This window comes from Agarivorans albus, assembly GCF_019670105.1.
GTDB classification, from domain to species: domain Bacteria; phylum Pseudomonadota; class Gammaproteobacteria; order Enterobacterales; family Celerinatantimonadaceae; genus Agarivorans; species Agarivorans albus.
This window is the reverse complement of sequence record NZ_AP023032.1, coordinates 4,657,194-4,682,885: the sequence shown is the minus strand read 5'-3', so window position 1 is coordinate 4,682,885 and position 25,692 is coordinate 4,657,194. Positions and strand designations below refer to the sequence as shown.

The 25,692-nt window shown below is 44.9% G+C and carries 17 protein-coding genes; 7 read left to right on the top strand and 10 right to left on the bottom strand.

Translation table 11 applies throughout. The annotated features are described in order from the left end of the window. Positions 1-210: 210 nt before the first annotated feature. Positions 211-4,428, top strand: a complete 4,218-nt coding sequence (locus K5620_RS21175) for a putative Ig domain-containing protein (RefSeq protein WP_016400169.1) — start codon at positions 211-213, stop codon at positions 4,426-4,428. A 251-nt stretch (positions 4,429-4,679) separates the two neighbouring features. Here K5620_RS21175 and K5620_RS21170 read toward each other — a convergent pair whose 3' ends face one another. Then, positions 4,680-5,945, bottom strand: a complete 1,266-nt coding sequence (locus tag K5620_RS21170) for a GGDEF domain-containing protein (RefSeq protein ID WP_016400168.1) — start codon at positions 5,943-5,945, stop codon at positions 4,680-4,682. 137 nt (positions 5,946-6,082) lie between these two features. Then, positions 6,083-6,850, bottom strand: a complete 768-nt coding sequence (locus tag K5620_RS21165; protein ID WP_016400167.1) for an endonuclease — start codon at positions 6,848-6,850, stop codon at positions 6,083-6,085. Between the two features lie 366 nt (positions 6,851-7,216). Here K5620_RS21165 and pulA point away from each other — a divergent pair, with 366 nt between their 5' ends. Then, positions 7,217-14,410, top strand: coding sequence for a pullulanase-type alpha-1,6-glucosidase (pulA, locus tag K5620_RS21160; RefSeq protein WP_016400166.1), 7,194 nt, complete (start codon positions 7,217-7,219; stop codon positions 14,408-14,410). Positions 14,411-14,769: 359 nt separating this feature from the next. Here the strand turns inward: pulA and K5620_RS21155 are convergent, their stop codons facing one another. Further along, positions 14,770-15,969 carry a hypothetical protein gene (locus K5620_RS21155; protein ID WP_016400165.1) on the bottom strand — a complete coding sequence of 400 codons (1,200 nt, stop codon included), beginning with the start codon at positions 15,967-15,969 and terminating at the stop codon, positions 14,770-14,772. 400 nt (positions 15,970-16,369) lie between these two features. Between K5620_RS21155 and K5620_RS21150 the strand changes: the two genes are divergently transcribed. Continuing rightward, entirely contained in the window at positions 16,370-17,029 is a 660-nt protein-coding gene (locus tag K5620_RS21150) for a TIGR02594 family protein (protein ID WP_016400164.1), read from the top strand. A 227-nt stretch (positions 17,030-17,256) separates the two neighbouring features. On the opposite strand, the gene K5620_RS21145 is transcribed toward K5620_RS21150, so the two are convergent. Next, the gene (locus tag K5620_RS21145; RefSeq protein WP_016400163.1) at positions 17,257-17,616 is read right to left on the bottom strand and encodes a DUF6172 family protein; all 360 of its coding nucleotides are present in this window, start codon (positions 17,614-17,616) and stop codon (positions 17,257-17,259) included. Between the two features lie 168 nt (positions 17,617-17,784). Next, complete coding sequence (locus tag K5620_RS21140) at positions 17,785-18,645, bottom strand: YicC/YloC family endoribonuclease (RefSeq protein WP_016400162.1); 861 nt, start codon at positions 18,643-18,645, stop codon at positions 17,785-17,787. A gap of 126 nt (positions 18,646-18,771) precedes the next feature. On the opposite strand from K5620_RS21140, the gene rph reads away from it, so the two are divergent. The 3 genes from rph (at position 18,772) to K5620_RS21125 (ending at position 20,917) form a co-directional block, all read left to right on the top strand. Continuing rightward, on the top strand, positions 18,772-19,488 hold the full coding sequence (gene rph / locus K5620_RS21135) for a ribonuclease PH (protein WP_016400161.1): 717 nt from the start codon (positions 18,772-18,774) through the stop codon (positions 19,486-19,488). A gap of 13 nt (positions 19,489-19,501) precedes the next feature. Continuing rightward, complete coding sequence (gene pyrE, locus K5620_RS21130) at positions 19,502-20,146, top strand: orotate phosphoribosyltransferase (RefSeq protein ID WP_016400160.1); 645 nt, start codon at positions 19,502-19,504, stop codon at positions 20,144-20,146. Between the two features lie 180 nt (positions 20,147-20,326). Then, positions 20,327-20,917 carry a hypothetical protein gene (locus K5620_RS21125; protein WP_016400159.1) on the top strand — a complete coding sequence of 197 codons (591 nt, stop codon included), beginning with the start codon at positions 20,327-20,329 and terminating at the stop codon, positions 20,915-20,917. Positions 20,918-20,977: 60 nt separating this feature from the next. Here the strand turns inward: K5620_RS21125 and K5620_RS21120 are convergent, their stop codons facing one another. Next, a complete protein-coding gene (locus tag K5620_RS21120; protein WP_016400158.1) occupies positions 20,978-21,655 on the bottom strand; it encodes a potassium channel family protein in 678 nt (225 codons plus the stop codon). A 217-nt stretch (positions 21,656-21,872) separates the two neighbouring features. Here K5620_RS21120 and K5620_RS21115 point away from each other — a divergent pair, with 217 nt between their 5' ends. Then, positions 21,873-22,328, top strand: a complete 456-nt coding sequence (locus tag K5620_RS21115) for a hypothetical protein (RefSeq protein ID WP_016400157.1) — start codon at positions 21,873-21,875, stop codon at positions 22,326-22,328. 64 nt (positions 22,329-22,392) lie between these two features. Here K5620_RS21115 and mscS read toward each other — a convergent pair whose 3' ends face one another. The 4 genes from mscS to coaBC all read right to left on the bottom strand — a co-directional run bounded on the left by mscS (position 22,393) and on the right by coaBC (position 25,673). Continuing rightward, the gene (gene mscS, locus K5620_RS21110; protein WP_016400156.1) at positions 22,393-23,223 is read right to left on the bottom strand and encodes a small-conductance mechanosensitive channel MscS; all 831 of its coding nucleotides are present in this window, start codon (positions 23,221-23,223) and stop codon (positions 22,393-22,395) included. A gap of 127 nt (positions 23,224-23,350) precedes the next feature. After that, complete coding sequence (gene slmA, locus K5620_RS21105; RefSeq protein ID WP_016400155.1) at positions 23,351-23,944, bottom strand: nucleoid occlusion factor SlmA; 594 nt, start codon at positions 23,942-23,944, stop codon at positions 23,351-23,353. A gap of 51 nt (positions 23,945-23,995) precedes the next feature. Next, complete coding sequence (dut, locus tag K5620_RS21100) at positions 23,996-24,451, bottom strand: dUTP diphosphatase (protein WP_016400154.1); 456 nt, start codon at positions 24,449-24,451, stop codon at positions 23,996-23,998. 13 nt (positions 24,452-24,464) lie between these two features. After that, positions 24,465-25,673, bottom strand: a complete 1,209-nt coding sequence (gene coaBC, locus K5620_RS21095; protein WP_016400153.1) for a bifunctional phosphopantothenoylcysteine decarboxylase/phosphopantothenate--cysteine ligase CoaBC — start codon at positions 25,671-25,673, stop codon at positions 24,465-24,467. Between the last annotated feature and the right edge of the window lie 19 nt (positions 25,674-25,692).

Here is a 25,692-nt window from a genome sequence, read left to right as displayed (position 1 = left end):
GCCAATCACTCAATTGCGGTAAATCATCTTTCTGTGGGTTTATTTGTCTTATTTTTTGACATAACGCTAAATAACAGCATTTTTCCTTTTTGTATGCTTGTTAACTCATTTCTTATTTGTAGCATGTTGATGTTAATGGCCTTTTTTTAGGCTAAAAACTCTAATAAAAATTACTACTTACAATAGCAAGTTTTGGAAAGGACTCTAAATATGAAGTATGCCAAGTCGAAGTTGGCTTCGCTGATCGCTGTCTCGCTTTCGCTAACCGCGTGTGGTGGAGGTGGTGGAGGCGACTCAACCCCTGTAAATGTAGCTCCCAATATTGGTGGTACGCCGCAAACGAGCATAGATGAGGGGGTAGCATTTGCGTTTACTCCAACTGCCAGCGACGAAAACAACGATGAACTAACATTTTCGATTACCAACAAGCCTGCTTGGGCAAGCTTTGATGAAGCAACCGGTCAATTATCAGGAACACCCGCTCGGACAGATATTAGCGCCTATTCAGATATTGTTATTAGTGTAAGTGATGGCAGTGAAACTGCTTCTCTTGCGCCGTTTGAGCTTACGGTAAACCGGGTAATGGCTCTTAGCGGCAAAGTGATTGATGGTTATGTAGCTGGTGCGGTTGTTTTTCTTGACCTTAACCTAAATGGTCAACTTGACGAGGATGAGCCTAGCGCTATTAGTGATAATACCGGTGCTTACACCTTGGCATTAAAAGGCTCCGACATCAGCAGCTTAAAATCGGCGCCTATTCGTGCCTTGTTAGGCGAAGGAGCTACAGATATAGATACCGGTGAAGATTTCTCTGAAAATCCAGTCGTGCTTTCTGCTCCTCCATTGGTTGACTTAGATGAAAGCATTGACCCTACTGGAGCCGCGATTTCCCCGTTTACCTCTTTGGTTGTTGATGAGTTAAAAGAGAGCCTAATTTTGTTAGCTAGCGGTTCTGTAACCAGCGAACAAATTGACCAGGAGCTAATGGTTGCAAAAACCAAGGTGATTGGTGACTTAGGCTTAGATGGTGGCCTTGATGTGATTTTAGGCGACTTCTTGTCTGATGATGTTGGTGAAGCGATTAAAGAAGCCTTAGCGAAAGAGGCGATAGAGCGCACCACCGAACGCCAAGAAGCAGCTAAAAAAGAGCAAGAACTTAAACAAGATTTGGAAGATAACCAAACGGTAGAGGTTACCACCCAGCGAAGCAGTCGAAAAAACTGGATTACTGGGAAAGAAGATTACTTCCTAGTTGAACAAAGCAAAATTACTACCTTATTAGACGATGGTACGAAAAAAGTAGAGGCTGAGTCCGTTAGTTACCTCACCGATGCTAACTATAAAAGGAAGCTAGATGAGGATCAGGAAGCACTGATTTATGAAAAAGAGTCTTGGACAGAAAACTATTTAGCTGATGGGGTTTATACCGCTCATTTTTATTGGGAAACCGATTTAAACCAAGACAACCTTCGAACTTTTAAAGGGCGAGTTTATCGAGTTGGAACCCATGATGAAGCTGGTCAGCTTTCATACCTAGCATATCATGATGAGTCTTCTTCAATTGACGAAGGTGGCTATGACGATGATGAAAGCTTTGATGATATAGATATTGAAGCAGCTGTTAATGCTGGAAACCTTTCTCAAATTGAATGGGTTCAAAGAGTTACACATTCTTCTGAGACCTTAGAAAGCGGTGAACAGGTAAAAACTAGAATCAGTGAATCTTTAGATAAAGAAGAGCTAGAGCCTTACTTTAGAAGAACCCAAGTGACCACCTCTTTTGCTGACGGCTCTGTTTCGAATGAGGAGCTGAGAGATTCTTCAGCAGATGGAACGATAAATGACTATACCAAAGAAACGCTAACGCCAAACGGTGAAAGAGAGTTCACTCAACGAGGTAGTGTTTATACTTGTTGCATCAATGGTGTATTTGAAGAGTATGCGCAATACCGTTGGGATAGAGGTGAGCTTACTAATTATTGGGAAGATTACCAAGAATCAAGCAAAGTAGTTGATGGCTTAAAGGTATCGGAAGGTTCTGGTGGGCGTTATGTATATAGCAATGACACCAGGATGGCTGAATTAGGTTCTGATGGCCAAGCTATTAAGTTTCAGGATTGGAAATATACGACAACAGATCTATCTGACACCCTAAGTTTAGAGTTTAACGAGTATCACCACTACGGCTTGGATAACTATTCATTTACTAAAGAAGAGCCTGGCCAAGCAGTTAAAGTTTGGGAGAAAGGAGCTTCGGGTTTGTGGCTTGGCCATGACTACCCTGAATGGAACTCTACGAATATCGAGGAACTCGATAGTAAAATTAAAGCCGCCTTAGATAGTGGCTTATCTTACGCTGAAATTGATGAAAGTGTGGTTGCAGGCTTGAGTGCTTATAACGTACTGCGTTTTAGCGATAGTTTTGTTTACCAAGAAAATGGCGATGTAAGAACGTGGTTCTTAGTCAACCAGTTTGAAGGGGAGTGGGAGCTACAAGAGACAGGTTTAGAACAGCTACCGAACGGCTGGCGCTTTAACGTTGTCCCTGGTGGAATGATCGTTGAGCTGGATACCAGTGGTAACGATTATTCACGTAACAATTATACCTCAGTGCCGTTGGTTGATGCTGATGTTGATACGGGTTACTTCGAATCTCAAATGTATTGGGATCCGAATCAAACGTTTTATGGCTATTTAGATCAAGCAGAAGCTCAAGCTAAATTGGATGCGCTTATTGCTGAAGAGATCGCCAGAGAAGCTGCGATGCCGCGTGAGCAAGTGAGCGTGTTGTTTATTCTTCCTAGCGAGCAAACCGCTGGCTTAAACCAAGCTGAATTAGAGGCGCTATATGCAAGCTATAGCCTGCGAGCTGAAAATGCTGGCATATGTAATAGCTTAACCAAAGCTTATTCCGACAAAAGCGCTGTAGGTGAGACTATATCGCTTAGCTCGGTTGACGTGCAGGGCGCAGTGTTCAATGTTGATATTTACACTGAGGTGGGCGACGGCTGTTTTGAGTTTGATGTAGTAAAAGATAACGGCTCGGTATTTGCTGTAAGTCCATTAACCTTTGAGCGTGATAAGTACGCCATAGCGGAAACTACCGTAGATAGTGAGGTTGTTGATTTTGTTGGCCGATATGTAAACCATGCAAGTTGTGATTTGGAGTCATTGGATGAATTGGGTCCGCTTCAACAGGAAGTGTACATACGAGGGACGTTTGATGGCGGTGAAGATGCCACTGCATTTCTTGATAGCCACAAACTGAACTATGTTGGTAACAATACTTATCAAGCTAAAGTCTTTGCTGATGTTTTTCAATATTTTGACTTTAAAATTTCTACATTAGATGAAAACCTAGAATTTACTTCGCTGTTTCATTCATCTGATTATCGTGGAGATGGCAGCCCTGAACAAACTGAGTTGCATATACTAGCTTCTCCTGAAGGACTAAGTTCAATGTCTTTCGGCAACAGCGATATTCCGGGTGTTTATTTAGTCGCTATTGAACTAAATGCTAACTTGGACAAAGGAGCTATCTCAGTTTCAGCTTGTGAAGACGGTACGCTGTCAAATGTAGAAAGCACTACTGGCCCAATGTTGATGTCGGATACGGAGAACTTTGAAGAGTATTCGCATTATGTTTATAGCTCACCATGGCAGCTTACGGACTATTGGTCAGAGAATACCCTAGCCAAGAAAGTTGAGAATGGAGAAGTTGTTACAGAGCAAAGTGGTAGACGCTATGTTATTAACAGTAGCAAAGATGCTGCAGAATTGGACGCTTCAGGGGAGCGCATAGAGTTTAATAATTGGCAATCTACTGAGACTCAAATAAGCGAATCGCTATCCATCAACAGAACCATTTATCAACATTTTGCTTTGGATGACTATAGCTTCACCTTGTCGGCTGATAACGCTGGGCAATCGGTAAGAGTATGGGAGAAGGGCAACACTGGCATTTGGGTTGGTCACGATTACGGAGAGTGGAATAGTCAAGATGTAACAGACTTAGCTGGTAAAGTGAGAGCAGCCATGGATGAGGGTAAGTCTTATGCTGAGATTGATAGCTCGGTGATTCCAGCTTTAGATGCATATAATAATCTGCAGCTGAATGAGAGCCTTATTGTTGATGAATTTGGCCTAGAGCGAACGTGGTATCTAGTGAATGAGTTTGATAACCAAGGCTGGGAAGTTACCACTACTACCTTAACAAGCTTGCCAAATGGCTGGGAGTTTCATGCGAAAGCTGGCGTTTTATTCCTCAAGCAATCTGGTTTCCAAAATATCATTCCAATCACTGCTGCTGATTCGGATAACGGTTCTTTTGAAGCGAAAACGGGTTGGGATGCCGGAGATACTACTTTCTATGGTTTCTTAGATTCAGCCAGTGCCGACGCCAAGTTGTTGGAGTTAAGTCCTCCTTAGGTTTTAGGTTTCATATGACCCGTCCTGATATGGGTTGACACGTGATTGACAAAAGGCGCTCACCAGCGCCTTTTTTATTGGCAAACAGCATTGCGTTCATTGACGCTCATCCGCTTATGAGTCAGCTGTGTAAGCGCAGTACTGTGCAAATAATGGCTTTGCGGTGCCTAAGAGGAAAACGCATTGGAGGTGGGTTGATATCATCAAAAAACAGAGCTTAAAAGAGCAAGCTTAGTTACTTGTACTAGCTCTTAACTTGCCGCAACTACCTTATTGCGGCCGCCTTCTTTGGCTTGATATAAAGCTTCGTCGGCACGTTTTATCCATTGCTCTAAGAAGCCAGAGTTTATTTCGGCTACGCCAAAAGAGCTGGTTATGCGTGTTTCTTCGCTTAGGATGGTGTTTTCGATACTTTGGCGAAGGTGTTCAGCAAGTGCGCAGGCTCCTTTTAGCCGGGTATGGGTGCATACCACCAAAAACTCTTCACCGCCCCAGCGGGCTAAGTAATCGCCTTCTCTAATTTGCTGGCGCACCAAATTTGCTAGATTAACCAGTACTTTGTCGCCTTCGTCGTGGCCGTATTGGTCATTGATTTTTTTGAAGTGGTCTATGTCGAATAAGACGATACTAGCAGGCATACCAATTTCAGCGTATTCGATAATGATGTCGCCAAAAATGCTGCTCAAACCGGCGCGATTAAAGCAGCTGGTAAGCGGGTCGGTTTTGGCCATGAATTCGTAGTTATCGCGCTCAATGCTCAGGTAACTATTGATTTTATTTAGCTCTAGCGCGTGTTTATTTGATTGCTGGTGTTGCTCTTTTACCCCACGGGTCACACTAAAAAAAGCGTAAGTAATACTGACTAACCAAATCCCCAACAAGGCCAAATATAAATCTTTGGCTTGCAACCATTTGCCAGAAAACTGGACTGAATGGAGCGATAACTCAATATTTTTATCCTGAGTATTGTCACCAGTGAGCAAGCTAATGTAGGTGATCTTAGCATCTTGCTGCGAGTGCTGATCTTCACCCTGGGCAAACTGCCACCAAGAGGGCTGATATAAGTTATCTACATCAATGCTGTAACTCGCGCGCCCTTGCTTGGGCAAAATGCTCTGTTGGTATAGGTGTAGATGTTTTGCATTGTGTTGAGTAAATACTTGTAGCCAAATGGAATCTGGTGCGGTGCTTTGAAAGGACAGATTTAGTTGGATGTTTTCGAAGTTGGCCAGAGTGATGCCTGCTTGATTATTTTCCACTAACTTTAACTGCAAAGCACAGGCATCGGGTTGCTGGCTATTGGAGATATTGCAAAATAGCGTGGCTTTGTTTTGTTGGCGCAATAACAAGCCTTTGCCAACACGACCATCGGCGAGCTGAGTAGAAAGAGAGATAGGTGATTCTTCGTTTAGTGAGTAATTAAGGTGTCGCTCCATGCCTAGGTACTGCCAAAGCACCAACCCTAAAGAGATCAGAAATAGTACCGGGTAATAAATGTCGCGTTGTTGCTGATTCATAGTGTGCTTTAGCGTGGACAGAACAAAAACTTTACCTTGGTATTATTCACTAAATCCATGCTTTATAAAGGGTTGTACTACGCAATTATAAGAATATCTCTATTTGCAAATTCCATATACAGCACAAATTTAGGGTTTTAGTTCTCAAGATTTATACAACGCGACGCCAAAATGGGATTGTTGTTTTGTTGAGTTTGCGCAATTAGCTCAGCTCTTTGGCACTCTTGAGCGCTAACCGGATGAAGCTTGTCCCAAGCTTGCATTAACTTGCGTTGACTGCTGCTCATGGTAAATCGGCTATAAGTGGCATCCATATATAAATAACTGCGTGCTATTGGCCCTCGCGCGGATTCTGGCGGTTGTACTTTACGGTTCTCTATACGCATATCGCAGCTACCAAAACTAGATTGCTGAGTACTTAACATAGTGAAGTTGTAATTAGAGCGCGCCGCATTTACCGCGCCAATAGCCGGATACAGGTTGTACATGTCTGCTTGCATTAAGCGGTATTCGGCATTGGTTTTTTCTGCACAGCGCCTGCCCTTGTAGGCTTTGCCTTTTGAATTGACACATTTGGGGTGGCCTTCACGCCACTCAACAAAATTGCGGCCAAAGTTCTCTGCTGGCACAACGTGCTCGGTCTCGTAACGTCTTAATCGGTTAAGATATTTGCCGGTAGCAAAACCAGAATTAAGTGTGACATTTTTATTCTCATCAAACTTAGCCTCGCAATACAGTGTTTTACGGGTACTTGGCTCCGCGTATACCTGTTGCAGTAAAAGTCGCTTGGCGGTGGTGAATGACTCAATGCTTTGATTGCCATTAGCAAGCGCAAGAGAAGGTAAGGAAAGAGCAAACAATAAGGCATAGCTGGCTAGGCTACGTAGGGCTGTTTTTAAGTACATCTTAATCTTATAAATAACCGTAAAAAACAGCCCAAAATTTAGCATGCAGCTAGGTCGTACAGCTAACTATCAATAACTGTGTTCAGCTTTGTTTGATTGCTGGGGATTTATTGATAAGAAAAGTAAAAAAACTTACTTAGCTTTGAAAGCGTTTTCTATCAGGCACTGCCTAGCTTGGGCGTATTTAGCTGATTTTCTGGCTTTTTTGCAAAGTTTCAAAGGGCGCGCTAGGTCACAAAAATCTCATTCAGGCTGAACTATCTTTGTGCCGTTTTGCCCTTGTTAGGGCAGCTAATCTGCCAGAGCCCATTAAGTAGTAGGAAGACTTACTGGCAGCAAACCAAACACAACAAGGATATGTTGTAGATGATTTTATTCAGCGGGTGGACAAAGCATTCAGCAGTAGTGGCTGGATCGCTTCTCTTAACGGCGTGTTATAACGTTGGCGGAGAAGTAGAGGGCTTAAACGGCAAGTTAAGCCTACAGTTAAACGAGAAAAAACCATTGGCCATCACTCAAGATGGTCCTTTTGTATTTAAAACCAAATTACCAGCGGAGCAAGCCTTTACCGTTGCGGTTGTTGACGAGCCGATGACGCAATCTTGTACGGTTACCCCCGAACAAGACGTAATGGCCGAACAAGACTACATGCAGCTTGTTGTTGCCTGTGTCGACAAGCCTTGGGAGCCGCATTTCCCACCTGTTGCTAACCCCGATATTGACCTTACACCGCCAACAGAGTTAGCACTGGCTGGCCCAAATCAGCTGCGTTTGAACTATATTGACCCAGCAGCGGCCACTCGTGAAGATGCTGCAGCCGATTACGCCTCGTGGTCGCTTCATTTATGGAACAACGCTGCTTGTGATGCCATTGCTGAGTCGGCATTAAATGCCGAATGGGCCGATCAATCTCTGGTACCAGCAGGTCATGATCAATATGGTCCCTACTGGGAAGTGGATTTAAACAAAGAGTCTGGCTGTGCCAACGTGATTATTCGTGACGGTAGCCTTTCTAAGTTAATTGATGCTGATTTAGCTATTTCTTTTGACCAGTTCACCGATCGCAGTGTGAGCGTTATTCAAGGCAATAGCCAGATATTTGATAGCCGAGAAGAGGCTTGGAGTACTAACCCTCCTGGTTTGGGCATTATTAATGCCTCGGCCCACTTGGTTGATGCAAATACCTTGGTGTGGGCAGACGCTATTGCTGCAGATTATGTACGTTTGTACTCCTCTGCCGATGGTAGCTTTACGGTAAACAGTGATGGCACAGTAGATGGCGCATACCAAATGGTGATGCTAGAGCCGGGTCAAGTGAGTGATGAAGCGCAAGCCGCCTTCCCTCACCTAGACTTTAGCTCTGCTTATCAACTACCAGATGATGCAAACCTAAAGAGCTTGCTGAAAGGCGAAGTGGTTGCGATGGCGCTTACCGCCGAAGGTTATGTGTATAAAACTACCGAGGTGCAGTTTGCTGGCGCGTTAGATAGCTTATATGCCGCGGCCAATGATGATGCTGTTCAGCTAGGCGTAAGCCCCAGCCAAAAAGGTTATCAATTCCAACTTTGGGCACCAACGGCTCAATCGGTAACTCTGCAAACTTACAACAAACGTAAAAAAGCCAAGCGTGCTTACTCAATGGAGTGGCAAGCAGACTTAGGTACTTGGTTGGTTGATACGCGAGTTAAACACGGACAATATTATCGTTACGTGGTAGAGGTTTATCACCCAGCTTCTGGTGAAGTAGAAACGCTAGAGGTAACCGACCCTTACTCGCTAAGCTTGGCGACTAACTCTCTGTATTCACAAGTTGTTGATTTAGAGCACCGTAAAACCAAGCCAGCCGGTTGGGATTCTCACGTAGTGCCTGAGCTGCCTATGACTAACATGAGCATTTACGAAGCCCATGTACGTGACTTTAGTGCGCATGACCTATCAACTAGTGAAGAAAACCGTGGTAAGTACCTAGCCTTTACGGAGCTAGATTCTGCGCCAATGCAGCACCTTGCCGAGCTAAAACAAGCTGGCCTTACCCACCTTCACTTGTTGCCTGCTTTTGACATTGCCACCGTTGAAGAAGACGAGAAGCGCCGTGTTGAAATTAGCGACACTGTAGGCAAGTTATGTAGTATTCAGCCAGACAATGCCTTGTGTGGCGTTGAATCTAATGGTGCGGTGATTGCCGACTTATTAGAAGCCTGTGACCCTAGCACCGAATGTGCCGACGACATTGTTGACTCATTACGCTGGTTAGACGGCTTTAACTGGGGTTACGACCCATTCCACTTTGGCGCACCTGAAGGCAGCTATGCCAGTAACCCAGATGGTTTTGCGCGAATTAAAGAATTCCGCGCCATGGTGCAGTCGGTGCACGAAATGGGTTTACGGGTAGCCATGGACGTGGTGTATAACCACACTAATGCCTCTGGCCTAAACGATAAATCAGTGCTGGATAAAGTGGTTCCTGGTTATTACCAGCGTCGCAATGCCATTACTGGTGCGGTAGAAACCTCTACCTGTTGTGATAATACTGCCACCGAACATGCCATGATGGCCAAATTGATGAAAGACACTTTGGTTATTTGGACGCGTGATTACGGCATCGATGCCTTCCGCTTTGACCTCATGGGGCATCAGCCTTTAGCGGCTATGGAAGAATCTTTAGCGGCGGTTAAAGCGGCAGATCCAGACAACTACTTCTACGGTGAAGGTTGGAATTTTGGTGAAGTACAAAACGATGCTCGTTTTGTTCAAGCAACCCAGCTTAACTTAGCTGGAACCGGCATTGGTTCATTCTCCGATCGGATGCGCGACGTAGTTCGTGGCGGCAGCCCATTTGATAGCGCCGAAGCGATTCGCGGTTCTCAAGGTTTAGCCAATGGTTTATTCCATGATCCCAATGAGCTAAATGCCAGTGATGAAGCCACCAAGCTAGTATTGTTACAGCATACCGACATAGCACGGGTAGAGCTGGCAGGCTTGTTGTCTAGCTTTAAGCTAATCGATGCCAATGACCAAGTAGTTACGGGTAGCGAAGTTGACTATAACGGCCAACCTGCTGGTTATACTGCCTCTCCTTTGGAGGCTGTGTCTTACGTTTCTAAGCACGACAACCAAACACTGTGGGACATTAACCAGTACAAATTGCCAAGCGGTATGAGCCCTAGCGATCGCGTGCGTGCGCAAAGCTTTGCTTTGAGCTTCCCGCTACTAGGCCAAGGCGTACCGTTTATTCACATGGGCTCTGATGTTCTTCGTTCTAAATCTATGGAGCGAGACAGCTACGACTCGGGTGATTGGTACAACAAGGTAGATTTCACCGCTCAAGACAATAACTGGAATGTGGGTTTACCCCGTTACGGTAAAGATGGCCTAGACGGAAACTACCCACTAATTGGTCAGATTATTGCCGACCCAAGCACCGACGTAGCAGCTGGAGATATTGCCCAAGCTAAAGCGGTATTCAACGAGTACCTAGCACTGCGTAACGCCACACCATTGATTGGTTTGGGTAGCGCAGAGGCGATTACTACTCGTGTGGATTACCACAACATGGGCAGCGCGCAAACGCCGGGTCTAATTCTAATGTCGGTGAATGACGGTGCCGGCCTTGAAGATCTTGACCCTAACTACGATGCTATCTTAATCGCCTTTAACGCAGGTGCAGATCTTGTTGGTTTTGATACTGGCATTGCCGGTTTAGAGCTACACCCTAGCCAAGTGCAGTCGGTGGATTCTGTACTAGCCTCGGCAAGTGTTAACGGCACTGCGATTAACGTACCTGCCTACAGCACCGTAGTATTTGTTCTGCCACAAGGTAATGAGCAAGGAGTGGGTATTCCGGTTACTGATAAGTACGACCCAGCCCAACCTACCTTTGGTGACACCGTGGTGTACCTGCGTGGTGGCATGAATGGTTGGTCTACCGACAACCCACTAGAGTACGTCTACGACGGTGAATACAGTGCCTTAGTTGAAATAGTGGCAGGCAGCTACGAGTTCAAATTTGCCGATGCAGATTGGGGCGGGCAAGGGGTTAACTACGGTGGCTTTAGTGCTGTTGTTGCTCAAGGTTCGTTGCCAATTGTTACCGGTGCTGACAACCTAAGTGTGACCATTGCAGAAGATGGCCAATACTTGATCCGCTTTGCCGTAGACAAGGCTGACCCAAGCATCGCAACGGTAAGCATTACTTCCCAAGTTGAAGAAGCACCCTATGGCGATACAGCGGTATTACTGCGCGGTGATATGAATGGTTGGGGCGAGAACTTACCATTTAGCTACATTGGCGGTGGTATTTACAGCCAAACCGTTAATCTTGCTGCGGGTGATTATGGCTTTAAGTTAGCCAGTGCCGATTGGAGTACGGTTAACTTGGGCGGTGGTTTAGCTTTAGTGGCTGGTGGCGAAAGCGTAACCTTGCAGCCGGGTAGTAACGACAACCTAAGTTTGAGCGTAGCTGCGTCATCAGATTATACCTTTACGCTTAATGCGTCTGATATTGCAGCGCCTAGTCTATCGGTAAGTTTTGCAGATGTTGGCGCAGTGTGTAGTGAGCTAGCTACTGTGGCGGAAGACGGTCCACTTGCTGAAGCCTTAGCCATTCGTGGTGAAAACTCAGATTGGGCTTGGGACGCGGCCTACGCCTTTAGTCATAAAGGTAATGGTCTTTATCAGGCGGTGGCTGACTTTAGCGGCACCTTCATGTTCAAGCTGGCCACCGACGATTGGGGCACCCAGTATTTTGTGGTGGAAGACGACAGCTTGATTGAGCTTGAAACCGATGTTGAGTACCTTGCAGTAAGTGGTGACGCAGGCTTAAGCAATAACAGCATTACCCTTAGTGAAGGTCGTTACGCCTTTAACCTAGATGTATCGGGTGACCAAGCCACTTTAAATGTGTGTGAAATTGGCACGGTTAAAACCGAGATCCCAGAGCCAGTAGTGGCCGATGGAAAAGCGGTAATTAGCTTTGTTGATGCCGAGTCGCCAGTGACAGACCCAGACATCAAATATGCCAGTTGGTCACTGTACATTTGGAATGATGCTAGCTGTAGCGCAGCAGATCCAAGTATGACACTAGACTGGGCCGATCAAAGCATCGCACCCGCGGGTGTTGATGAATACGGCCCTTACTGGGAAGTAGACTTAGCCACACTAGATGGTTGTTTCAACTACATCATTCGAGATGGCGCGTTAAACAAAGTCGTAGAGGCTGATTTACAACTCAACCTCACTAACTACCCTGAGCGTGCTGTTGCGGTTATTGCCGATGGTCGCGAATATGCTACTCGCCTACTAGCGTTCCAAGGTTATAGCGAAGAGCCAGAGTATGACTATCTTGCCTTCCAATGCGCTGCCGAAGATCAAGCTAAGTTCAACGACTTGCGTATTTACCAAGTAATGACCGAAGCCTTTATCGACGGTGACAGTAATGCAGATTACGGCACTGGTTATGGCAGCAGCCATCACAAAGGTGATTTGCAAGGCATTATCGACTCGCTAGATTATATTCAATCACTGGGTATGAATGCCGTTTGGCTAACACCAGTGTTTGAAACGATAGCAGTTGATGGCCAAGAGCACTGGATAGATCGCTTAGATGCAACAGGTTACTTTGCTACCAACTACTTCAATATCGACCCTAATTTTGGTGATATGCAGTTAGCTAAAACCCTGGTTGATGAAGCTCACGCCCGTGGCATGTATGTATTCTTCGATGGTGTATTTGGTCACTTTAAATCAAATGCTCAAGACTACGCATCGCCAAACGGCCTAGCAGTTACCGAAACAGGGCCTGCACAAGGTAGCCTTGGCCGCCGATCTGAGTATCCAGAAGATTTGGCCTTCTTTAAAGAAGTCGCCAAGTTCTGGATCGAAGAGCTGAAAATTGACGGTTGGCGTTTAGACCAAGCCTATCAAGTACCGGTAGGCGCTTGGGGCGAGATCCGCCAAGCGGTGGCTGAAGCTTCGCAAGGCGTAAGCTACCAGATGAATGGCGAAACCGTTAACCCACTGGGTTACATGGTTGCCGAAATCTGGTCTGGCGAAGACCAAATTGCCGAAACAGGCTACGGAACCAATGAGCAACACGGTTTATGTAGCGCTTTCGACTTCCCTGGTCGCTATCGTGTGGTGCAAAACTTTGCTGCTCAAGAAGACGGCTTCTTCTTTACAGATGCCTCTACACTTGCAGGTATATTTGATACCCATGCAGTATACCCAGAGCACGCCATCCCTAACTTAATGATTACCAACCACGATGTAGTTCGTTTTGGTGATTTACTGCAACGTGCAGGTATCGCCGAGCCTAGTGATGCCGAGTACTGGCAACGCCACAAAGCAGCTTACGCTTTCTTAGCTGCGTACACTGGCCCTATTACCTTGTACTATGGTGATGAGATTGGTGATGAAGTGGCTAATTTTGCAGAAAGGTTAGATTGTGCGAGTGACGGCGGCGTTGGAGCAATTGCAGGTTTGTGTGATGACCATGTATCTCGTTCTAGCGGTAAAGTGGAAGGATTAGCCAGCGAGCAAGGCGGTGAAGTATTTACCGCTAATGCCCAACAAGCAGAGCTTCGCGACTACATCGCCGAACTTATGCAGCTTCGCGCTAATTATCCTGCGCTTAGCCAAGGTGAACGCCTAAGTGTATTGAGTGTTGGTGAGTTATACGCCGATATGAAGAGCCTAGGTGAACAGCAAGTTCTCTACATTGCTAATATGGCCGCAACCACTGAGTTAGTGGAAATACCAACAACCTTTATGGGACTGAGTAACCACAATACTTTCCAAGATCTGCAGAGTGACGATCAATATGCGTTTGTAGGTGGAATGGTTGGGATAGAGCTAGCGCCATTTGAAGCTAAGTTCCTATTGGTGGGCGGCGAAGAGCCTGCTCAGCCTTACAGCGAAACTGTATACCTACGTGGCGATCTAAATGGCTGGGATACTAGCTTAGCTTTTGAGTTTAAAGGCGCGGATACTTACGATGTTAGCGTCACCTTCCCTGCTGGAACCACCGAGTTCAAAGTGGCCGACGCTACTTGGGCTAATTTAAACTTTGGTGCAGGTGTAGATGGTAGAGAGTTTGATGCCTCAAGTTTTAAAACGCTTGAGTCAGGTGGTGGCAACTTAAGCATTACTCTCGAAGAGGCAACTCCGCTTAGAATAGCACTCCAGGCTGATGACCCTGAAAATCCAGTACTTATTGTTGCTGCTGATGAGGAGTTTTCTCCATATGGTTATACGGCGGTCTACCTGCGCGGTGACATGAATGGCTGGGCCGCTGGCCCAGATAGCCAAATGCTTTATCACGGTAGCGGAAAATACGAGATTACTGTGCAGTTAGACGCGCAAACTTACTTGTTCAAGTTAGCCGATCCTGATTGGACTAGCATCAATCTTGGTGGTGGTACAGAAACGCTGGTAAACCCAGAGTTACCGCTGCAACTGTTCGATGGTGGAGCAAACTTAAGCTTTACCCCTGCAGTGGCAGGCAGCTATGACTTTATACTAGATGCCTCCGACCCTGCGGCAATAAGCCTAACAGTGCGTTAGTGCTTAGCATGTAAGAACTAAAAAGCCGCTTGAAAAGCGGCTTTTTTAAGTCTTTGATAAGTGTAGCTTTCCATAATCTCGGCGACTGATTCGTTAGTTTTATTATTTTATTTTGATGTTCAGATATACTGTGTAGCCAGTATCTTTGTCTCTCAACCTCCCTGTCGCGTCATCCGTATTAATAGCTTGCAAATTGTGTTGGCGTGCACTGCTGGTTAAGCCGACAGTTATACTTGCTCTAAGGGCCTTCTTATTGCTACTAGTTGTGCCAACGTTAATTGTGTTTAAGATAGATATTGTCTTATTGTTGTTTTTATTAAGTTCGTTTTTGTGAGTGGTGTCATCACCCAACTGCATTTTTAGTTAACAGTGACTTGCAAAGAAACAGTGTTGCCTTTATCACTGTCTGTCACATACACTACCGCGTTACCAATACTAATAGCTTCTAAAGTGAGTTGAAGCGAACCATCGGTTGATTTGAAAGTTATACTCGCTTTAAGAGTCTTCTCATTGGAACTAGATGCGCGAATGTTATCTGCGTTGAAGACAGGGATATTCATAGGATCGTTTACTTTCAGTTCGTAGTTCTTAGTGGTGCCATCACCCACCTGCATTTCTTTGTTAATTATCAGTTCGCACATTGGCGCTGATTGAGACCCTTGTTGAGCACCAACGATTTTTTTGTAACTGACTAAAAGCGCTTGTACAGTTTTCAGGTCGGCATTATAAGAATCTTGAGCAATTTGATAACACTCTTTTTCTCTATCTTGAACATTTTTGACAAGTGAACTTTTGCGAAAGTCTTCCTCAGCTAAAGGGGGCGTTTCTGAAATTGTTAGATCATGTCGTGTTGAAGCGATCTTATAAATTGATTCTATATTTGGCAGCAACTGGTTGACTTCAGCTTTTACTTTCGCATCGATATGGTTTAGTTCGGCACTCATTTTGGCATCTTGTTCTGAAAACGTATAGGACATCACTGCTAAATGATTAAAAAGTTGTAGATAAGCAGACTCAACGGTAGGGGCATAGGGGTGGTTACACTGTTTTACTTTTTTGAATTTTTTATCAATAGTGGATTTCGTGTCACTTAATAACTTGGGGAAAGTTTCGTAAGCTCCATCTGACCTTTGCGAGCTCACTTGAGGGTATTTTGCTTCTACGCAACTGATAGCCTTTATTCCCGCGGCATACACTGCTGAGGTTTTATCTAGTGCGAGGATTTGGTTAACAGCATAAACCCCGCCTGCGCCAGCTAATAAGCCAGCGATATTCGACTTACTACCATCAGTTATACCCTTATATCCTGCTACGGCAAGTGCAGTAGCTATTGCGATACCACTTCCTCTGTCCCATGAGACTCTATCATTTAAGATATTTGTATAGTGACATCGGTAGAAATCGGCTCTTTGACTTGCTCCTGAAATTTTGTCGCTATCTATACACGAAGCAAAGATACCATTATCTGTTTTATAAGGGTTAGAGTGTGGCCGGAAAGTAGAACAACTAGTCAAAAAGCCAATGGTAATGAAAACCAAAAATGGGGTTTTAACAGACATATTGAAATTCCTTTTTCGTATCTGTTTAAAAGAGAGGAAAAGTTTATAGCGTTGATAACTTACTTATTTGTACTAAGAAATAAATAGAACGTATACAAGTTTTTGTCCAGTTTAATTTGGGCGCATTAAGAATGCTTATTCACTATAAAAGTGGGGAATTAACTATATTTTCACATCGGTTTTTGCAACAGACAAAGTAGCAAAAGCGAATAGTGTTCTTTGCGTTTCCCTCTAAGACCCAATAATTCTGAATGCACTTGGCTGAACAGCTTTGATTATTGGTAAGTACTGGCAAAAGATACCCTGATGAAGTTTTCAAGCACATTGTCAAAAAAGCTAATATAGCAATTAGGATCAGCTAACTTTAAAGGAGGCCTATTTTACTCAGGAGTACTTTAGTATGAAAGTTAAACCTTACGTCATTCGTCGTGGAGATACATTTAGAGCGCTTGCACGACACTATGGGATAACATTGAGCCAAATGCTCGACGAGAATCCAGATATAGATAACCCAAATCTTATCTACGTTGGTCAGATCATTTTAGTTCCTCGTAAAGATGAGTTGGATACTGTTCATGCTGAGTTAGCTGCAGCGAATATTGGTCAGGAGTACCCTGATTGGTTCCAAGTAGCTTTGAGGGAAGAAGGAGTAACTGAAGTGGGAGGAGCTGGTAATAATCCCAGAATACTAGAATATCACGCAAGTACTACGCTCGACCGAGCAAGTGCTAAGCTGGACAGCACACCTTGGTGTTCGTCTTTTGCTAATTGGTGTATGGAACAAACTGGTCGATTAGGTACAGATTCTGCTTGGGCTAAAAGTTGGTTGAATTGGGGGCAGGAAATTGATGATCCAGAACTCGGCTGTATAGTGGTTTTCTCAAGAGTTAGCCAAAATGTAAGTGGAGGTCATGTAGGTTTTTTTCTGAATGATCTCGGGAGCTCGGTTTTGGTTCTCGGTGGAAATCAAGGTCAAAAAGTAAGCAGATCTTCTTACCCCAAAAGTGGCGTAAAAGGTTCTATGCATTATAAGTTACTGGGGTATCGCATGCCACTATAAAAGGTAGCCAATTTTTATAGGGATTTATCAGTATAGTTACTTTAGGACTTTGCCTTATACAGTTCTATACATGAGCCAATTTCAATAGCCAGTTACTCGCCTAGACTAAAATGCTAAATGGAGTCCCACTCTTTCGAGAAACGCAAGGTTAATGCAAGTTTTATCTGTAGCACTATTGTTAGTTAGGAGCCGCATAAATATAGCGCTATCATCTAGAAAACCTAGTGTTACTCGGCGTCTTTATCTAGCTCTTGCTCTGCGTTAGCGATTATATCGTCAAGGTCTGACGATTCTTCCACATCTGGCCTTTCTGGGCGATTGGCAGGTTTTGCCATAATCTCTAAGTAAAACGATGGCAATTGCTGCAGCTCGGCTTTATCCATACAAGCGTTAATCTGCGAAACATGGATCTCTTCTGCTTCTTCTTGAGTTGGGCCATACTTACAATCAAAGGCCCAAAAATCGGCACCGGCAGGCAAGGTTTTGTTCTTCTCGCGGCGAATATATTTTTTAGCATCATGCTTAGCGGCTTCAACAATGCGCGCTAATTTAAGCTTGGGGTGAGTAAGCGGATAAGTCTTTTTCATAATAATCCTAGAAAACTGCCGAAAGTAGCAAAGGGAGGCACACTGTAATGATTCTAGGCTATAGAGCAAGGTTTAATCGAGATTGTTTGCAAAAGCACAGCATAGCCGAGGTTGAAAGTAACAAAGCCTCTTTGAGTAAGAGGCTTTGAGGCTATGGTTATGATTAGTTTATTCGAGGTTTTGGATCTGTTCTCTCATTTGCTCGATTAGCACTTTAAGCTCTACAGCTGCTTGAGTAATCTCGGCGTTAATCGATTTAGACGCTAGGGTGTTTGCTTCGCGGTTAAACTCTTGCATCATAAAATCGAGGCGTCGGCCGCAGGCGCCGCCTTTTTTAAGGATTTTTTGCGTTTCGCTTACGTGTGAATCTAGGCGATCTAACTCTTCAGCCACATCAATTTTCTGCGCTACCATAATCATTTCTTGCTCGATGCGCTGTGGGTCTAGCTCGTCAATCACATCGGCTAGGCGGGTTTTTAAGCGCTCGCGTTGCCATTGCATAACGGCTGGCATTTGCTCGCGTACAAAGGCCACTTGCTCGGTAATTTTATCAAGGCGGGTGGTAATCATTACCGCGGTATTTGCCCCTTCGCTGGCACGGCTTTCGATAAACGCCGTTAGCGCTTCTTGCCAGCCTGCGAGTAGCTCTTTGCTAATGGCGTCGGCGTCTTGCTCTGGAGTTTCCATTACGCTAGGCCAGCGCAGTATGTCTACTGGGTTAATTTGCCCGCCCGCTTGCTGCTGTACCCATTCGGCATTTTGAATAAGTTGCTCGGCTAAGGCTTTATTTAACTGCAGTTCGCCGCGGCTGGCTTGGTCGGCCTCGAAGCGTAGGTTACATTCAACTTTACCGCGCTGTAGGGCCTTGCGGATTTTGTCACGCAGCACAGGCTCTAGGGAGCGAAACTGTTCTGGCATGCGCCAGTAAGTTTCTAGGTAACGTTGGTTTACGCTGCGAATTTCCCATGTTGCACTGCCCCAATCGCCTTTAAGTTGGTGGCGTGCGTAGCCTGTCATGCTGTGGATCATAGTTGAATGCCCTTAATAAATTTGCTCGATTATAGCGGCTATTGGGCGCTTAGTCAGTCTAGGCGTGACCAAGTGCGATAAAAGCCTATATAATAGTCGCGAATTTTAAATTACAGGGTTATTACCATGCGTCCGAACGGAAGAGCTGTTGAACAAATGCGTCCAATTACTATTACTCGAAACTACACGGCGCACGCCGAGGGTTCTGTTTTGGTCGAGTTTGGCGATACTAAAGTGCTATGTAATGCCTCGGTAGAAGATGGTGTGCCACGTTTCTTAAAAGGTAAAGGCCAAGGTTGGATTACCGCTGAATATGGTATGTTACCGCGCTCTACCCATAGCCGTATGGGACGCGAAGCTGCTCGTGGTAAGCAAAGTGGTCGCACTCAAGAAATCCAACGTTTAATTGGTCGCTCACTGCGTGCTGCAGTTGATTTAGAAACGCTTGGCGAATACACCATTGTAGTGGATTGTGATGTTATTCAAGCCGATGGCGGCACGCGTACTGCGGCTATTACTGGTGCTTGCGTAGCCTTGCAAGATGCCATTTGGTGGATGATGGAGCAGAAGAAACTAAAAGTTAGCCCTCTTAAGCAGCTTATTGCTGCAGTATCGGTAGGTGTGGTTGATGGCAAAGTAGTGTGTGACCTTGAATACACCGAAGACAGCGTAGCCGAAACCGACATGAACGTTGTTATGTGTGAAGACGGCAACATGATTGAAGTGCAAGGCACTGCAGAGGGTGCACCGTTTAGCCACGAAGAATTATTAGAAATGCTGGCCTTTGCTAAAGAGGGTATTAGCCAAATTAACATTGCCCAGCGCGAAGCCCTAGCTAAGTAATTGAGAGAGAAAAATGAAAGCTTATCAACGAGAGTTTATTGAATTTGCTTTAGCCAAAGGCGTATTAAAGTTTGGCGAATTTACCTTAAAGTCTGGCCGAGCTAGCCCGTACTTCTTTAATGCTGGTTTATTTAACACAGGCCGAGATTTAAACCGTTTAGGCAAGTTTTACGCTGCGGCGCTACAAGACTCAAATATTGATTATGACTTGGTATTTGGCCCAGCTTATAAAGGTATTCCTATCGCAACCACAACAGTTGTAGCTTTAGATGAGCACCACGGTAAAGACGTGCCTTACTGCTTTAATCGCAAAGAAGCTAAAACTCATGGCGAAGGCGGCAGCTTGGTTGGCTCTGAGTTAGCTGGCAAAGTAATGTTGGTGGATGACGTAATTACAGCTGGCACTGCGATTCGTGAATCTATGGACATTATTAATGCTCACAACGCTGAGTTAGCCGGTGTGCTTATTGCCTTAGATCGCCAAGAGAAAGGTAAAGGCGAGCTGTCGGCAATTCAAGAAGTTGAACGCGATTACAGCGCTACGGTTATTTCGATTGTTAAGTTGGCTGATTTAATCACCTACTTAGAAGAACAAGGTGATAATCAAACAGCACTAGAGGCAGTGAGCGCTTATCGCGAGCAATACGGCATTGCTTAGCATTTATAATATCTAAACCTAAGGCGGCTTTGTTAAGTCGCCTTTTTTGTACCTAAAATACGTTAATTATCATTAGCGTATTGATGGTTTTGTTTTTAAAAGATAGAGTAGCGTGGCTTGGGGTTTAATACCTCACTAATTCGGATATTTGCATGTAATTCAGAGAACTAAGGAAGTCTCATGTCTGTTGAACTAAATGCCACCAAAACTCAAATCTCTATCCTCGTGTCAAACGCCTTAACCGCCATTAAAAACCGCAACACCGACGCTCAGTGGGAGCAAAAAGTGAAAGCGGTTGCCGATAAATTAGCGCATTTAAGTAAAACCATTAAAACCTCTAAAAGTAATGTGCAGCACTTTGGTAAGGCTCAACAAAAACAGGCTGCGCCGCAGCATCGTTTTAGCGCTAAGCAATCAACCAATAGCAAATTGGCTAATATGAATGGCTTAGAAGAGGCTGTGAACAGCGCGATGAAGAAGATTGCAAAACAGCTTAAGGATGAGTCGGTTAAATCTCCGTTTAAAGACAAAAAAGCTTATGAGTTGATGGACATGTTAGCCGGTGAGGTTAGCTCTTATGAACAGCTGTTAAGCTCTTTAGAAAGCTTGGCTAAAAGCGCGTCTACTGCAGCTAATACCAGCAATACCATGGTGATTCAAAACAATACCAGCTTGCTTAAAGCGCAGGGGGTAAGCGGGCCTAGCGTTCTTATGCTGGTGGCATTATCGCTACGTGTTGTTGCGATGATGATAGCCACCAAACAAAACTAGCCACTGACTTATTGGCTGCTTAAAGGCTGTTTAGTCTCTGCCTAAGCAGCCTTGGTTTCGCTAATCTCGTTCGCTCTCGCGCTCCGACATTCTTGCGCCTACTAAGCTTGCTACCAATATTGCCATGTAGAACTGGCCAAACACTGCTTCGCTAAAAGTAAAAAAGCGGGAGATAGGCGTATTAGGGGTGATTTCGCCGTACCCTAGGGTAGTTAGCGTAACAAAGCTAAAGTAGATGAAGTCGGTCATTTGGGTGCTCCAATGCTCTTTGGGCACCCCGTTAAATGCGTCATTTAACCAAAAGTTTAAAATGGTATATAAATGCGCCCAGCCTAGGCCTATCAATAAAAAGATACAGATTGCACCCACGATCTTGTTGCTATCTATGTGGCCGGTAAATAGCACCTGTTTCAAAGCTGTCCAGGTAGTTAATACCAAATAACAGAACACAATGGTGAGGTATAAACTCACTAAGCCTTCTGCTTCAAACCAATAACTAAAAAATGCTAGTACCGAGGTGGTGAATAAGAAGCCGATGCCCGTTACATACCATAAGCGTTTGCCTTTGGCCTGCCACACTCCAGCGGCTAGCACCAGTACCATGGCTATTTGTAAAAACCTAAAACCGTCTCCTTGCCAGAATTGATCTAAGCAAGCGGCGAGAAAGATATAACCCACCAAAGCAATGGTAAGAAAGTAGAAGTTGTTCTTTTTGCTCCAATCCATGAGCTTTTTCATGTAGCTAACCTATATCAATGGTTTAGTTAATAATTTAGCAAATTTGCTGACGAACTGCTTAACAATTACTTGCTTGATTAAAGCTTGCGATAACTCTCAACTTTGCGTTTTGGTGGCGGTGCATTTTGATGTAAATCAAGCCAAGATTGCTTAGCTAAAACAGATGAAAAGCTAGCTTCTACACTGTAATTATCACCAGTTACACGGGAGAGCTGATATGCGATTTAATCAACTAAAACTGCTACTGGAGCACTTTGTATCGTGCCGCGAAGCAATGATGGCCTTATATCGGCGCTTGGAGTTAAATAGCGATGCAGAGAGAGTGCGCATGTTACTGGCTTACCTGCAGCATCAAGAGCGAGAAAACGCCGAGCATTTACAGGATTTTATTAGCCTGGCCAAACCTGAGTTGTTAGAGACTTGGACCGACATTCGCGTGGAAAAAGATTTATTGGATTATATGGCTAAACTGAGTCAACCAGCCGATATTAGCAGTGATGATGTAAGCAATTTAGCCTTGGAGCTTAGTGAGCAGTCTTTAAGCTTATTACGCTTAGCTAAAGATGAGTTAACCATGTTAGGGGCGAGGCAGTTTTTAGCTAACTTGATTGAACATCAAGAAAAACGCCAACAGCAAATGGTGCATGCCACCCATCGCTTAGATGATATCTAGGCGAATATAGAATACAAAAAAGCACAGCCTAGGCTGTGCTTTTTATTTGGTATAAAGCAGCCTATTAGCTGGCGACTTTATCCAAGTGAACATCCATTTGTGGGAATGGAATTTCGATGCCAGCATTATCTAGAGCCACTTTGATGTTTTCGTTTAGGTCAAAGTAAGCTCCCCAGTAATCAGCGCTATTTACCCATGGGCGAACGACTAGGTTCACTGAGCTGTCGGCCAATTCGCTTACACCAATAGTGATGTCTGGATCTTTTAATACACGAGAATCTGCTTCACATACTTCGCGCAATATCGCTTTAGTTTTAGCTAAATCGGCGTTGTAGCTAACTCCAACCACCAAGTCTACACGACGGGTAGGATGGGTAGAGTAGTTAACAATGTTACCGCCTAATACCGCGCCATTTGGTACAACAATTTGTTTGTTGTCAGGCGTTTTTAACACGGTGGTGAAGATTTGCACTGATGCTACCGAGCCCGCTGTACCCGCAATCTCTACAAAATCACCGGCTTTGAATGGGCGGAAACCAATAATAAGTACACCTGCTGCAAAGTTAGACAATGACCCTTGCAAGGCCAAACCAACAGCTAAACCAGCGGCACCAATAATGGCAACAAACGAAGCAGTTTGAATACCAATGCGTGATAGCGCAGCAATAATCACAAAGGCAATAATGATGTATTTCACCATTGAGCCAACAAAGTGACTAATGGTTGTGTCTAATTTGCGTGCGTTCATTAGTTTTTCTACGCTTGACGCCATTACGCGCGCAACGATCATACCAACAAACAAAATGGCGATAGCAGCAGCAATGTTGATTGCGTATTGCATTAGCAGGTCTTGGTTGTTCTCAAACCAACTGGTACCTTCGGTAAATACGTCCATGTGTTAAGCCTTCTTATGGAGTGAAATTAGCTACAAATTTAGCAGCTTTTTTAATACAAACAAGTGTCTAGATTTTTTACAGAAAGGTTTAAGGCCTGCCGGGGGATTTAGCAGGCCTATTAAGCGCTTAGCTTTGCACTAGCTGCTGCTTTAAAAAGCCCCAGTGAGTGTCAAATTGGGCGGTAGGTTCTAGCTTAAATTCACTGCGCACGTATTGGCTAATGCGTCCTTCGGTATAGGCCAGTAACAAGGTAGCTAGGCTGTTTTCTTCAATTAAGAAGCCTTGTCCTTCACGTAACCTACGCTCGCGTAATACTTGTTTAAGTTGCACTTCAATTTTGTCGAACAAAATACTGACTCTAGCACGCAAACGCTCGTGCTCACCTTGTAAGGCATCGCCAGTTAAAATGCGGCTTAAGCCTGGGTTACGCTCGGCAAAGCCCAGTAACAGCATGAGTATGTGCTGGCAGCGATTTAAGGTGTCTTTTTGTTCTTCCTGAATCAGATTAATGCGTGATAGCAAGGTTTCTTCGATAAACTCTATTAGCCCTTCAAACATCCTAGCTTTGCTGGGAAAGTGACGATACAAAGCAGCTTCTGATACGCCTACTTCTTTGGCTAGGCTTGCAGTGGTGATGCGTTGTCCGTGGCTGGTCTCTAACATGCGCGCTAGCGCCTGCAGAATTTGTTCGCGGCGATTGCTTTTTGGTTTTCCCGCCATGGTTATGGTAATCCTTTTTATTAGTCTATTAGCGTACTACTTGAGAACCGTTTACTTTGTACCGGAATGGCCAAATCCACCTTCACCACGCTGGCTAGCGGCAAAATCGTCTACTATCTCGAAGCTAGCTTGTACCACAGGCACAAATACTAACTGGGCGATGCGCTCGCCCGGTTCGATGGTAAAAGTAGTTTGTCCGCGGTTCCAACAAGACACCATTAATTGTCCTTGGTAGTCGGAATCGATCAGTCCAACGAGGTTACCCAGAACAATGCCGTGCTTATGGCCAAGGCCAGAGCGCGGTAAAATGGTGGCAGCAAGAGTAGGATCGGCAATATGAATCGCTAAGCCAGTAGGAATTAGCTCGGTTTGGCCCGGGGCTAATGTTATGGCTTGGTCTAAGCAGGCGCGTAAATCCATACCTGCTGAACCTGGTGTCGCGTATTCTGGCATTGGAAAAGTAGTGCCAATTCTTTGGTCTAGTATTTTTAGTGCTATTTGTTTCATTTTTTTGTTTTGATTATTGTGCAGCGTACTGCTTGGCGATTAATGCCATTAATTGTTGTGCCAATTCTGATTTATCAGCGAGGTCTAATTGCTGATGGCCAGTTGGCCAAAATACCGATAAGGCATTTTGCTCACTATTAAAGCCTTGTTCGGGCTTTGATACGTCGTTGGCGGCGATCATGTCTAGGTTTTTTCGCGCCATTTTGTCTTGTGCGTAATGTGCTACGTCTTGTGTTTCAGCAGCAAAACCCACCGTAAAGGGTTTGTTAGCTAAACCAGCAATGGTGGCTACAATATCTGGATTTTTCACTAAACGTAACTGCATTTCGTCGCTGTTGTCGGTTTTCTTGATTTTTTGTTCAGCAACATCGGCTACGCGGTAGTCGGCGACAGCTGCGCAAGCGATAAAAATATCACAGCTTGCGACTTGATTTAGTGTTGCGTCTAGCATTTGCTGGGCAGTATTTACCGCCACCTTATTAACGCCAGCTGGTGTAGTTAAGTTCACTGGGCCTGAGACTACCGTCACCTTGGCGCCAAGTTGTTCGGCAGCAGCGGCTAAAGCAAAACCCATTTTACCGGAGCTGTGATTGCTTATATAACGCACCGGATCAATCGCTTCTCGAGTTGGGCCTGCGGTAATCATCACATTTACGTCTTTTAGTAGCGCAGGGGCTTTGGGAGCAAAAAACTCTTTAATGTGAGTGAGCAATTGAGCGGGCTCAAGCATCCTACCAGGGCCTACATCGCCACAGGCTTGTTCGCCTTGGGCTGGGCCCCATATGTGCACTTGGCGTTGCTTAAGCTGGCTTAAATTAGCCTGAGTAGCAGCTGCTTGGTACATTTGTTGGTTCATTGCTGGCGCAATGGCAATGGGGGCGGCAGTTGCTAGCATCAATGTGCTTACTAACTCGTCGGCCAAACCATGGGTAAACTTAGCAATGCTATTGGCGGTAGCGGGCGCCATCAATACTAAGTCTGGCCATTTGGCGTAGGCGATGTGACCCATCGATGCCTCTTGAGCTGGGTCGACTACTTCCAGGCCTACTGGTTCGCCAGATACTGCCTGTAGCGTTAAGGGAGTAATAAAGTGAGTGGCGTGGTTGGTCATTACCACTTTTACTTCTGCGCCTTGCTCTTTTAGACGACGCACCAACTCTGGCATTTTGTATGCCGCAATCCCGCCTGTAATCGCGAGTAGAATCTTCTTGCCCGTTAACATGCTGATACCGCTTCGATAA